At 49.2% G+C, this 12,102-nt stretch carries 11 protein-coding genes and 1 pseudogene; 3 read left to right on the forward strand and 9 right to left on the reverse strand.

Going from position 1 to position 12,102, the window contains the following annotated elements; translation table 11 throughout:
• The coding region (locus VN105_RS01395) for an ATP-binding protein (protein WP_325637180.1) at positions 1–1,744 on the forward strand (1,744 nt) is incomplete at its 5' end.
• Here VN105_RS01395 and VN105_RS01400 read toward each other — a convergent pair.
• The 3 genes from VN105_RS01400 to uvrA all read right to left on the reverse strand — a co-directional run bounded on the left by VN105_RS01400 (position 1,716) and on the right by uvrA (position 5,970).
• Positions 1,716–2,579, reverse strand: coding sequence for a class I SAM-dependent methyltransferase (locus VN105_RS01400; RefSeq protein ID WP_325637182.1), 864 nt, complete (start codon positions 2,577–2,579; stop codon positions 1,716–1,718). The two genes, VN105_RS01395 and VN105_RS01400, sit on opposite strands and share 29 nt — an antisense overlap.
• A gap of 29 nt (positions 2,580–2,608) precedes the next feature.
• A complete protein-coding gene (locus tag VN105_RS01405; RefSeq protein WP_325637184.1) occupies positions 2,609–3,337 on the reverse strand; it encodes a metallophosphoesterase family protein in 729 nt (242 codons plus the stop codon).
• A 95-nt stretch (positions 3,338–3,432) separates the two neighbouring features.
• The gene (gene uvrA / locus VN105_RS01410; protein ID WP_325637186.1) at positions 3,433–5,970 is read right to left on the reverse strand and encodes an excinuclease ABC subunit UvrA; all 2,538 of its coding nucleotides are present in this window, start codon (positions 5,968–5,970) and stop codon (positions 3,433–3,435) included.
• 146 nt (positions 5,971–6,116) lie between these two features.
• Here uvrA and VN105_RS01415 point away from each other — a divergent pair, with 146 nt between their 5' ends.
• Positions 6,117–6,830, forward strand: coding sequence for a 2OG-Fe(II) oxygenase (locus VN105_RS01415; RefSeq protein WP_325637188.1), 714 nt, complete (start codon positions 6,117–6,119; stop codon positions 6,828–6,830).
• Positions 6,831–6,833: 3 nt separating this feature from the next.
• Here VN105_RS01415 and VN105_RS01420 read toward each other — a convergent pair whose 3' ends face one another.
• Together VN105_RS01420 and VN105_RS01425 are read right to left on the reverse strand one after the other, a co-directional pair.
• On the reverse strand, positions 6,834–7,256 hold the full coding sequence (locus VN105_RS01420; protein WP_325637190.1) for a secondary thiamine-phosphate synthase enzyme YjbQ: 423 nt from the start codon (positions 7,254–7,256) through the stop codon (positions 6,834–6,836).
• 22 nt (positions 7,257–7,278) lie between these two features.
• Positions 7,279–8,547: a sorbosone dehydrogenase family protein gene (locus tag VN105_RS01425; RefSeq protein WP_325637192.1), complete on the reverse strand. Its 1,269-nt coding sequence runs from the start codon at positions 8,545–8,547 to the stop codon at positions 7,279–7,281.
• Between the two features lie 180 nt (positions 8,548–8,727).
• Between VN105_RS01425 and VN105_RS01430 the strand changes: the two genes are divergently transcribed.
• Positions 8,728–9,159, forward strand: coding sequence for a response regulator (locus VN105_RS01430; protein WP_325637194.1), 432 nt, complete (start codon positions 8,728–8,730; stop codon positions 9,157–9,159).
• 4 nt (positions 9,160–9,163) lie between these two features.
• Here the strand turns inward: VN105_RS01430 and VN105_RS01435 are convergent, their stop codons facing one another.
• From VN105_RS01435 to VN105_RS01450, 4 genes and pseudogenes are all read right to left on the reverse strand, one after another.
• Positions 9,164–10,147 carry a GlxA family transcriptional regulator gene (locus VN105_RS01435; RefSeq protein ID WP_325637196.1) on the reverse strand — a complete coding sequence of 328 codons (984 nt, stop codon included), beginning with the start codon at positions 10,145–10,147 and terminating at the stop codon, positions 9,164–9,166.
• Between the two features lie 105 nt (positions 10,148–10,252).
• Positions 10,253–11,521, reverse strand: a complete 1,269-nt coding sequence (locus VN105_RS01440; RefSeq protein ID WP_325637198.1) for an MFS transporter — start codon at positions 11,519–11,521, stop codon at positions 10,253–10,255.
• Between the two features lie 27 nt (positions 11,522–11,548).
• Positions 11,549–11,767 (reverse strand): hypothetical protein, encoded by a 219-nt coding sequence (locus VN105_RS01445; RefSeq protein WP_325637201.1) that lies wholly within the window; start codon positions 11,765–11,767, stop codon positions 11,549–11,551.
• Between the two features lie 51 nt (positions 11,768–11,818).
• Positions 11,819–12,102, reverse strand: a pseudogene (locus VN105_RS01450) (TetR/AcrR family transcriptional regulator); the annotation flags it as partial.

Here is a 12,102-nt window from a genome sequence, read left to right on the forward strand (position 1 = left end):
AAACATTTTTACCCCAACCAGGATGAACGGCAGTAATGCGGAGGCAGATGACACAAAGGAACGGATTATAAAGATTGTCAATTCCATGGCTAAAAGTGCCAGCCTGCTGGCATTTACGCTGGGTTGCCTGTTATATTATATGACAGGCCACAAGATCATTTTACTCCCGGCCCTGCTGGAAAGTGCCCTCTTCCTTTCTATATTGCTGATTACCAGGTATAGCAACCCGGTATCCGGGAAACGGTTCATGTTCTTTTTACACAGTATGTCTATCTGGTTCTTTGGCGTATTGCTGGGCCCTGCTTCCCAGGTTTACCTGTTTGCACCCTTCCTTGCTTTTTGTGTGTTCCTGGTATTTGAAAAACCATGGTCGCAGATAGTGGTACTCACCGCCAGCGTAATGATGATGATACTTATTGGCATCAATTACCGGTACGGGGTAATTGCATCGCTTCCGCTAAATAAGGAAACCGAACTATATTTACACTGGCTGGTAATCATTTCAGCTACTTTTCTTAACGGCACCGCGCTGTATTATTATGCAAAAGAAAGCAGGCACCAGAACAGGCAGCTGAAAAAGCTGGTAAGTCAGCTCGACAAAACCAACCAGGCGATGCGTATTTACGTACGCGAAACCACGCACGAGATCAGGTCGCCGCTCAATGTGGTAAACAGTATCCTACAAAATTATATTGAAACGGCCGACCAGGGGAAAAGAACCGTCCAGGTAAGCATTGCCCACCTGGAAGCCATTCACTTTGCCTGCCAGGATATGCAGCTGGTAGTAAGCAATGCACTGGGATGGTCGAAAATTGAAGCCGGCAAAGACGAGATCATCAACTCCCCGTTTCACTTCAGCGACTGGGTACTGCACCTGTGCGACACCTACGAGTACCTGGCCAAAAGAAGATCCGTACATATAAATATTGCCTTGCACGATAACCTGCCGGAATATATCCTGGCAGACAAGTCAAAGTTGCGCACCATCATTGTTAACCTTCTCAGCAACGCTATCAAGTTCACCGCTTTCCGCTCCATCATTACGGTGAAGGCCGGTATGAAAAACGGACAGCTGTCGGTTGCTGTTATAGACCAGGGCATAGGTATTTCTGCCGACCGGAAGGAGCACATTTTTGATCCCTATGTTACCGAACCGGGACAACATACCGAATCAAGCGGGCTTGGACTGCCCATTGCCCGGCACATGGCGCGTATAATGGGCGGTGATCTTACCGTAACCGATAACCCCGATGGATGCGGCAGCATTTTCACCCTGCGGATGCCGGTAGAAATAACCACGACGCCTCCTGCCGCCCGTCATATACCGGACTTCTCTACATTAAAAGGATTGAAGGTATTAGTGGTAGACGACGATCCCCTGAACCACCTCGCGTTTTCACTGGCGCTCAAACGCATGGGCATAGAAGCCATACTGGCCGACTCTGGTCCGCAGGGACTCGCCAAAGCACGGTTACATCAGCCGGATGCAATACTGATGGACATGATCATGCCATATACCAGCGGTGTGGAAATGCTGTTGCAGTTCCGGGCCAGCCGTGACCTGCGGCATATCCCGTTCATCCTGGTATCCGGTAATAGTTACAGCGAAGTAAAAGAAGAAGTGACCGCTTCCGGGGCAGATGGTTTTTTAAGCAAGCCGGTAAATATTGAACAATTGTATACCTTATTAAAAGACCTGGTAATAACGGCAAACACTAATCCGCAGGTTTCAGCCGCCAGGTAGCCCTGATCCGGCCCATCTGCCGCATTTTCTGCAACTGCTCTTCTGTGGCGCTTTCTACCAGGTGCGGCAACCCGGTGAGCCTTGTGTGATCACGCACGGCCATCTTATCTGCCACAAATCCCATCTTCCTGAAAAAAATCTCCGCAGCCTCAAAGCTGTCGAACATCTTTTCATGGATCTGGTGCTGCGCATAAAACGCTTTCCATTGTTCGTCCCGCTTAATCTCATTGGTTGCAGCATCCCGTTTCACATAAATATCTGCCGTGATCCAGTATCCTCCCCGTTGTTGCAACACGCGGCGGATAATACCGCACAACTTCTCTTTTTCCGTATCATCCAGGTACATCAGCAGTCCTTCATTCACTATCACCAGTGGACCTTCGGGAAAACGGCTTACCCATTCCATAAACAGTTCCTCGTCGAGTGCATTCAATGGCAATAACTCCAACACACCCGCAGGTGGCTGCTTCTCTAATGCCGCTACAAATGTTTTTTTTATGGCAATTACATCCGGCAGGTCTGTATCAATATAATGATACCCTGGTTGTTTTACCGTTTCCAGTCCCCGGAAAGAAAACCCCGACGATAACTCCAGGATATTCCTTTCCGGCAGCTCTTCCAGCAACTGGTTAATACTCCAGTAGCGGTCTTCGAAATGCACCAGTCTTGCCCAGAAGGAAAGATCTCTACTTTCCTTATCCACGAGGTAAGGATGCGGCGCCAGCATCAGCGCTGCGGCTTCTTTTGCATAAGGAATAGCGGTAACCCCTTTCAGAAGCAGTAATGATTTGGCAGTTGGACTGATAGTGCTGTAATCCCGGTGAGCAGTTTCCATATCCGTTAATTTACAAATAAAGATACATACTAAGTGTTATGGTTACCGGCTAAAAAACGGGCATAAAAATCCGGGACAGGGCTATTACGGATACCGGCAATTGTTTCTTCTACAGGGTAGGCTATCTTCCGGATAACCGGTGTAATATTATTACCGGTAACTGTAAGTTGCAGGTAAGCCGCCAGCCGGTCCTCTTCTTTAGACCTGCCTACAGACCCGGTATTGATCACCATTTTTCCCGCTTTCAGCGGGCGTATATAAGAGAGATGGGTATGCCCGGTTACCATTATATCTGCATGATGTTCGTCCATCATTTCCAGCAGGTCATTTTCATCATGATCCTGGTAAACGTATTCATCATTACTGCGGGTACTGCCGTGTACCAGCAATATTTTTGCACCACCCGCCTCCAGCTGCAGGTATGGCGGCAGCGCTGCCAGGAAAGCCGCATGCTCCGGTGCAATGGTTTCCTTTGTATGATTAATTGCCAGCAGCCTGGCTTCCCGTTCCTCCATGCCGTGTTTAGGGAGCGGACGCACAGGGTGATCAAAGGCAATACGCTCATCATGATTGCCCATAATTACCGGGATATTCCTTTCCCTGATCAGGTTTATTACTTCATTATGCCAGGGCGCCGCATCGGTAAGATCACCCAGGCAATACACCTGGTGGGCGCCAAACTGTTCTATATCTTCCAATACCGATACCAGCGCTGGAAGATTTGCGTGGATATCGCTGATGATGGCCAGCTTCAACATTTCATTATTCATTTTAACAACTGCAACATTACTATTTAATTCAGGTGCTGCCCTTTTACCCTTAAAAAATACCATGATCCACCGGAATAGTACCATTACTTTCCTGCTATAAACGCTGCCAGGTAAGGCGCGGTTTTACTGTTGCGCGCTTTGGCCACTTCCTGTGGCGGGCCTGCCGCTACAATCTTTCCGCCTTCATCGCCTGCGCCGGGGCCAATGTCAATTACCCAATCGCTCCCCGCTACCACCCGCATTTCATGTTCCACTACAATTACCGTATTCCCTGCATCCACGAGGCCATTCAGCTGCTTTATGAGCTTCTCCGCATCGGCAGGATGCAAACCCGTAGTTGGTTCATCCAATATGTACAGGGTATTTCCTTTACCGATACGCTGCAGCTCCGTGGCTAGTTTTATGCGCTGCGCCTCCCCGCCGGAAAGCTCTGTAGCCGGCTGGCCCAGCCGCAGGTAGCCCAGCCCTACTTCATGCAGCACTTCCAGGGAACGCTGCAGGGTGGCATCTGCTGCAAAAAAATCCCTGGCTTCGTCCACCGTCATACCCAACACTTCCGCAATATTTTTCCCTTCCCAGGTAACTTCCAGTGTTTTGGCATTATACCGGGCGCCATGACAGGTAGGGCAAGGGGCATATACACTCGGCAGGAAAAGCAGTTCTACCATTACGGCGCCTTCCCCCTGGCAGGTTTCACAGCGGCCTTTGGCCACATTAAACGAGAAGCGGCCGGCATCATATTTACGTGCTTTTGCCATTTTTGTAGCAGCAAATAATTTACGTACCTGGTCAAAAAGACCGGTATAGGTAGCAAGATTAGAGCGAGGTGTGCGGCCAATCGGTTGCTGATCTACCTGCACCAGGCGTTTAATATGTTCCATACCTGCTGTGATATCGCCTCCAAGCGTAATGGGCTTGGATGGTTCGAGCTCCTCTCCTTCTTCTGCTGCCGGCGGCGCTTCGCCAAGATGCGATGTTACCAGTTCCACCAGCACCTGGCTTACAAGGCTCGACTTACCCGAACCCGAGATGCCGGTTACAGTTGTGAACACACCCAGCGGAAATGCGGCGGCCAGGTTAACAAGATTGTTGCGGGTTACGCCTTCCAGTTTTAACCAGCCTTTTGGCAGGCGGGTTTTCCGGGGAGTTATTTTTTCTTTTGAGAAGAGATAATGCCGGGTGCTGGAAGCCTTTATGGCGGCGAGTCCTGCCGGTTCCCCGCTGTACAGCACTTCTCCGCCGTTTTCCCCTGCAGCCGGACCAACATCTACGATCCATTCCGCGTGACGGATCACATCAAGATCATGTTCCACCACGAACAACGAGTTGCCTGCCGCTTTCAGTTTATCCATGGCCGTTAATAATGCAGCGGTATCTGCAGGATGCAGTCCTGCTGATGGCTCATCCAGTACGTATACCACGCCAAATAAATTAGAGCGCACCTGTGTGGCCAGGCGTAAGCGCTGCAATTCACCCGGTGAAAGACTTGGAGAGCTGCGTTCCAGCAGGAGATAGCCTAACCCAAGGTCTAGCAGGATGCCAAGGCGCAGGGCCAGGTCCTGTGCAATGCGTTGCGCTACCAGGATACGTTCGGGATGTAACCCTTTTGCCGCAAAGGCGGAAGACGATCCGTCCGCGTATCTTTCCATTAAAGCGGCCAGGTGTTTCAGTGGCAGTCTTGACATTTCAGCAATATCGAGGCCGTCGAACTTTACAGACAATGCCGCACGCCCCAGCCGCTTCCCTTCACATTCCGGGCATTCGCGGCTGATCATATACTGCGATACCCTTTTTTTCATGGCTGCACTTTCTGTATGGGCGAAAGTATGCATCACATATCTTTTCGCCCCGGAAAAGGTACCCATGTAACTGGGTTCCATTTTCCGTTTAATAGCCTCCTTCACTTCTGCGGCGGTGAAACCGGCATACACAGGTACCACCGGCTGTTCTTCCGTGAACAGGATCCAGTGGCGCACCTTCTTTGGCAGTTCGCGCCAGGGCTTGTCCACATCATAGCCCAGCGTAGTGAGGATATCCCGGAGATTTTGCCCGTACCAGGCCGTAGGCCATGCCGCCACTGCGCGTTCACGGATAGTGAGTGAATCGTCCGGCACCATGGATGCTTCCGTTGCATCATAAATACGGCCCAGCCCATGACATACCGGGCAGGCGCCTGCAGGCGTATTGGGAGAAAAGAACTCTGAATCCATTGAAGCCACACCCCGCGGATACACGCCTGCACGGGAATACAGCATCCGCAGGAGGTTTGATAAGGTGGTTACACTGCCTACAGACGATCGCGTAGTAGGCGCCCCTCTTTGCTGTTGCAGGGCGACCGCAGGCGGCAGCCCGTCTATTTCATCCACTACCGGTACCGGCATCAGGTGAAACAACCGCCGTGCATAGGGCGATACAGATTCCAGGTAACGGCGCTGCGCTTCTGCGTACAGCGTACCAAAAGCGAGGGACGACTTTCCCGAACCGGAAACACCGGTAAATACCACCAGCGCATTCCGGGGAATACTAAGACTAACATTTTTCAGGTTGTTTTCACGCGCGCCGCGCACATGTACAAAACCGGGGGTACCCGTATTGGAGGGGATCAGATCTTGTTTCCGCATGAGAACGCCGGCACAAAAATTATGCCCCGCACAGCAGTTACTCCCGGGAAAGGCAAGCAACAACGGCAAATTTTTAACACCGCAAGAACCGGGTTTTCTGTGGATGCCCTGGCAGCTACTTTTATATCTCCATAAAATATTAACAGATGAAAGATATCAGGAAACGGTTGCAGCAGCACAACTGGCAACAGGCAGCAACCAATCTCAACGACCACGGCTATACGTTGTTGAAAGGGATGCTCGGCAAAGAAGAATGTGATACGCTGATCAGCGCCTACCAGGCGGATGACACCTATCGTAAAACGATAGTAATGGAACGTTACCGTTTTGGAAAAGGGGAATATAAATACTTTCAGTATCCGCTGCCGGAGCTGATTACAAACATCCGTGAAACCGTGTACCCGTTCATTGCACCGGTGGCCAATAAATGGATGGAAGTACTGAATATTGCACAGCGGTACCCCGATACACACACGGCGTTAAAGGAATACTGCCACGCCAACGGGCAAACGAAGCCCACTATCCTTATCCTTAAATACGGAAAAGACGGCTTTAACACGCTGCACCAGGATCTCTACGGCGATATTTATTTTCCCATGCAACTGGTAGTATTCCTGAATGAGCCGGGGGAAGACTACAACGGCGGCGAGTTTGTATTAACCGAACAAATTCCGCGGGCGCAGTCCAAAGCCAATGTGCTGCAACCCCAACGGGGGGATATGCTGATATTCACCACCAACTTCCGGCCGGTAAAAGGCAGCAAGGGATATTACCGTGTAAACATGAAGCATGGCGTAAGTCCCGTGCATAACGGGAACCGGCATACGCTGGGTATTATTTTCCATGATGCCCTGAGCTGAGTATTATTCACCCCAGGCCGTAAGTAACAGGTTTCGCGGGCCGCCGTGGTTGCGGTGCTCACAAAGGTAAACGCCCTGCCAGGTGCCTGTAGCGAGTTTCCCGTTGCGGATGGGGATCATCACGGAACTACCCAGCAGGGCGGCTTTCAGGTGTGCCGGCATATCATCGGGGCCCTCATCGTCATGGAGGTATTCCGGGTCATTTTCCGGGACTGCTTTGCTGAAATACATTTCAAAATCTTTCCGCACGGTAGGATCTGCGTTTTCATTGAGTGTAAGCGATGCAGAAGTGTGCTGGATAAATACCTGCAGCATACCGGTTTTTATTTCCGAGAGCTGCGGAAATGCCTGCAGAATTTCGGTGGTGATAATATGAAACCCTCTTCTTCTTTGTTGCAGCTGTAATGCCTGCTGAAATATTTTCATGCGGTGCAAGTTAAACAATTCGTTACTGACCATACGTCACTTTCCAGATGCGGTTGGTTTTATCGTCTGTTACCAGCAGCGCGCCATTCTTCAATACCAGCAATCCTACCGGGCGGCCTTTTACATCTGCGGTAGCGGAATCTTTTATAAAGCCGGTAAGAAAATCTTCCGGCTCGCCGGAAGGTTTTCCATTGGCAAAGGGTACAAACAATATTTTGTATCCTGATATTGGCTTGCGGTTCCAGGAACCATGCTGGGCAATGAACGCGCCCTTGCGGTATTTTTCCGGGAATTTATCTCCCGTATAAAATGCCAGGCCAAGGGAAGCCGTATGAGCGCCCAGCTGTACATCAGGGACAATGGTATTGTTCACCTCCGGAGGAGCAGGATCTTCCACCCGTGTATCTTTATGCTGGCCATAATAGTTCCAGGGCCATCCGTAAAAGCCGCCCTCTTTTACATGGGTAAGATAATCCGGCACCAGGTCGTTGCCCAGCTTATCCCTTTCATTTACCGCCACCCATAGTGTGGAGGTGCCGGGCGCCCAGTCCATGCCAACGGGGTTTCTCAGGCCTGAAGCATAAATGCGGCGGCCCGATCCATCGGGATTTATTTCTATGATGGCTGCCCTTGATTGTTCGTTCCCGATACCCTTTTCTGCATGATCGGTGCCTGAGCCTACAGCAATATAAATTTTGGACTGGTCCTTACTGGCGATGATATTACGGGTCCAGTGCCGGTTTACCTTGCCTGCAGGGAGGTCCGTGATCTTTTCCGGCGAAGCCGTGATAACAGTATCACCGGTTTTGTAAGGGTAGCGGAGTAATGTGTTGGTGTTGGCTACATAAAAGTAATTTCCGATCAACAGCATCCCGAAAGGCTGGTCCAGGCCGGTGAGGAAAGCAGTACGCAACTCGGGGAAGCCATCATGATCGGCATCGCGCAGGAGGGTGATACGGTCAGCGCTGTTTTTCATGCTTTTAGATTTACTGGCGCCGATAATGGCAGCGCCTACCTTCATAAAAAAGGGATAGTTGCTGTTAGACTCCGCAACGAGTACATCGCCGTTTGGAAGGGCGTACATCCACCGGGGATTCTGAAAGCCATCAGCAAACAGTGAAACATGAAAGCCTGCCGGTGCAATGGGGGTTTCACCTGGCTGCCATCCGCGTACCTGGCTGTAGTTTGCATAGGATTTTGTGGCGTGCGGCGGCGGCAAACGACTACTGTCCTGGGCAGGCAGCAGATAAGTTGAAAACAATAATGCGAGTGACAACAAATACTTTTTCATGAGGTGGTATTTTCAGGATGATACCTCTATTGTTACAATATTTGCGCCACCGGGTAGCGGGCACAGGTATATGTATTACGAAATCTTTAATTTGAATACCGTTACATTTTTGTTTATCTTCAACGTTCCCGCCAAAAGAATCAAATGAGTGTGAAGACCTAAATGCTTAAAATTTTAGCCATGACAAGACCACAACAGATAATGATCATTGACGACGATGCGGATGACAGAAGTTTTTTTCAGGAGGCCATCAATAATATTTCCCCCGTCATTGAAACCCATGTTTGCAACAGTGGAATACAGGCATTGGCCATGTTCCAGGAAAAAAAGATCACCGCACCTGATTACATCTTTCTTGATTTTAACATGCCCCTGATGAATGGAAGGGAATGCCTGATAGAGTTGAAAAAGATCTTGCAGCACCAGCTTACCAACATTATTATACTGAGTACTTCTGATATGAAGGAAGACATGGAAGATGCCATGCGGCTTGGCGCCAAATTATTCCTGACCAAGCCCAATACTTTCCAGGAGTTGTGCGTGATGCTGAGAGGTGTGCTGGAGGGGCGGTGGCATAAGCTGTTTTCCAGTTCTGCAGGCACAGAAAAGTAAGGCATTATTTTGCGACTGCCCCTTTATTGTATTTGTTCCTGTATTCGAGCGGCGATAATCCGGTAGTTTTCTTGAAGATTGTTCTGAATGCCTTTGTATCCGAATATCCTACTTCCCACATAATTTCATTAATGTTTTTACGGCTGCTTTCAAAGCTTTTCTTCGCCACTTCTACTTTTACCCTTTGAATATATTCCGATACCGTGTTGCTGGTTGCTTTTTTAAATCTTCTTTCCAGGCTTCTGCGGCCCACTGCAAACATAGATGACAGCTGTTCTACAGTGATTTTTTCCTGCCAGTTCTGTTCAATAAATTCCTGCGCCTGTTTTACCGATTCATCCTGGTGTTCGCGCTGGCCTTTGAAGATGGTAAAGGTGGACTGGTTAGTACGGTCTATTTCAATTTCAAAATACTTGGAGGCCAGGATCGCCATATCGCGATCGGTATATTTTTCTATCAGGTAGATAAGCAGGTTCCAGAAGGAATTGGCGCCACCACTGGAATAAATACCGTTTTCATCTGTAATGATCTTTTCAGATACCAGTTCTATATCGGGAAACATATTCCTAAATTCATTGGCGGCCAGCCAGTGGGTAGAACAACGTTTTCCTTTGAGCAAACCTGTGGAAGCCAGTAAAAAGGCGCCTACGCAAAGGCTTGCTACTTCCGATCCTTCCCGGTGCTGCTTTACAATCCACGGGAAGAAATCTTTATTCTGTTCAATTACCATTTCCCGTTCCCCGTTTACGGCAGGAATGATGATCAGGTCGGCTTTATGTTTTTCTGAGATCAGTACATCCGGCGTTACTTTAAAAAACCGGTCGTATTCCTGCGCTTCTTTGGAGAGCCCTACCAGCTGTACATTAAACAGCGGATCTTTTCCAACGCTTTCCAGGAAGTCGTTGGCTTTGGTGAAACATACAAAAGGGCCTTCAATACAGCTGAGCGCCACAGCGCCTTTGGGAACGAGAATGGATATTTGTTTCATAGTTCAAATCTAAGATAAAAGTTTGTCGGAATCAACCCTTAAACAGTGTTGAACGACACTTTTTTCCAGATAAAAAAAGCCGGCAGTACCGGCTTCTTTTTATTACTATGCTTCCGCCATCATGCCCGTAGCATTAGCTACGGCGCCTTTGGCCAGTTTTCTTTTTACAATCATACTTACCTGGTACACAAGGTAAATACAAGGCAGTGTTAACCCAACAATTACCCATCCGAGTGTGTCGTAGTGTTCAATGGGGCTGAATTTATCTTTCTGCGTTACGATCATTCCCCCGATAACAGCGGCTATTCCGCCGGCAATCTGCTGCAGGGAAGAGTTCACACTCATAAAGGCGCCACGGTCCGACAGGTCCGGGATACCGGTGGTTAATGCGGTGAACGGGATCATACGCCCCATGATACCGGCCATCATCAATACATTCAGGCACATAACGATCCAGAGCGGCTGCGGCGATAAGTGGGTATAAATAATAATGATCACCAGGGCGTATATGGAAGCAATGGTAAAGAGGGTGAACCTGTCTTTCTTATCACTTAATTTCCCGAGCACCGGCATAATAAACAGGGAACCTATACCCGTAACCATGAACAGCAAAGGCAGTTGCTCCTGTGTTACATGCAGGTTGTTCACTGCAAACGCGCTACCGAAGGGCATCATCATAAACCCGCCTATGGACATCAGTGCGGTGGTAGTAAAACCAACCCGGTAATCGCTGTTCTTCACCGTATGCCAAAGATGGGTGAAAGCGCTCTTGTCGTGCTGCACCGCCAGGTGCGCAATAACGGGTTGCATCCGGAGAATGATCAGCAGCATCACCAGGCCGGCGACGCCTGCCACCAGGAAAAAGGGCGCTTCCCATCCCCAGGCATTGGCCAGGTATAACCCGATAGGAATACCCAGCACCTGGCTGGCGCCAAACGCCATCTGTACAAAACCCATTACACGTCCGCGTTGCGAGATATCAAAAAGATCGGTGATAATGGCCAGGGAAATAGATCCCATCACACCGCCGAACAAGCCCGTAACGATACGGGCCGCGATCATGGTGTAATAAGTATTTGCAAAGCCGCAGCAAAGCGTGCCGGCGATAAAGCCGGTGTAAAAAAATACCAGTAACTTTTTACGGTCGAACCGGTCCGCAAAACCGGCGGTGAGCAAGCCGGAAATACCGGCGCTGAAGGCATATGCAGATACGATCAGTCCAAACTGGTTAGGCTTTATGCTCATTGATTTCATGAGCATATCACCCAATGGCGACATCACCATGAAATCGAGGATGACGGTAAATTGGGTGAGCGCCAACAGGGCAACTATCATTTTCTGGTGACCGGAAAATGCGGGTGATGTTTGTTTCATTAAAGGAAGATTTGAGCTTATGTGTTATTAGTCTTCCAGCTCCGCACATTCGTACGCGCTGGCGTTGATCAATGCGATGATGCGTTCCGGTACCGGCTCAGCGGCTACTACCCTGAGCACGCAGTCCACATCTTCCATGTCTACCGTCCACCGGTCAATAAAGGATTGTTGATCCAGCACCGGGGCCACTTTGGAACGGGCTTCAGGGGTGGCAATATTTGTTTTGAAAATAAGAACGTGTTGCATAACCAGGTATTTTGTGAGCGAGCGTTCATTTATTAAATTGACTAAAAAAAATTATTTCAATAATCCTTTCACTACGCAGTCGAATGTTTGTTTCATGACTTTTTCCGAGAATTTAAACTTGCGGCCATCAAGGCTTTTGCCTTCGTTATGGAATTTGATCAGCGAATACAAAGGAGCAAAGGCAACAGACCAGTATACTTCAAGCGGCATTTCACTGATCTCCCCGCGTTTCACTGCATTATGCACATAATCGCCCATGGCCTGGCGAAACTCCAGGGTAACTGTTTCCAGCATTTTCTCTTTGTAGGCGGAGTTGCGCAGTTGTTCAAAAAAAT

It is taken from the genome of Chitinophaga sp., from assembly GCF_035564935.1.
Classification (GTDB): Bacteria; Bacteroidota; Bacteroidia; order Chitinophagales; family Chitinophagaceae; genus Chitinophaga.

Bases quoted from the DNA above. Each gene is read 5' to 3' on its own strand.
- VN105_RS01445 (WP_325637201.1), bottom strand. From the start codon at position 11,767: ATGCAACACGTTCTTATTTTCAAAACAAATATTGCCACCCCTGAAGCC.
- VN105_RS01415 (WP_325637188.1), top strand. From the start codon at position 6,117: ATGAAAGATATCAGGAAACGGTTGCAGCAGCACAACTGGCAACAGGCA.
- VN105_RS01420 (WP_325637190.1), bottom strand. From the start codon at position 7,256: ATGAAAATATTTCAGCAGGCATTACAGCTGCAACAAAGAAGAAGAGGG.
- VN105_RS01435 (WP_325637196.1), bottom strand. From the start codon at position 10,147: ATGAAACAAATATCCATTCTCGTTCCCAAAGGCGCTGTGGCGCTCAGC.
- VN105_RS01430 (WP_325637194.1), top strand. From the start codon at position 8,728: ATGACAAGACCACAACAGATAATGATCATTGACGACGATGCGGATGAC.
- VN105_RS01425 (WP_325637192.1), bottom strand. From the start codon at position 8,547: ATGAAAAAGTATTTGTTGTCACTCGCATTATTGTTTTCAACTTATCTG.
- uvrA (WP_325637186.1), bottom strand. From the start codon at position 5,970: ATGCGGAAACAAGATCTGATCCCCTCCAATACGGGTACCCCCGGTTTT.
- VN105_RS01405 (WP_325637184.1), bottom strand. From the start codon at position 3,337: ATGTTGAAGCTGGCCATCATCAGCGATATCCACGCAAATCTTCCAGCG.
- VN105_RS01440 (WP_325637198.1), bottom strand. From the start codon at position 11,521: ATGAAACAAACATCACCCGCATTTTCCGGTCACCAGAAAATGATAGTT.
- VN105_RS01400 (WP_325637182.1), bottom strand. From the start codon at position 2,579: ATGGAAACTGCTCACCGGGATTACAGCACTATCAGTCCAACTGCCAAA.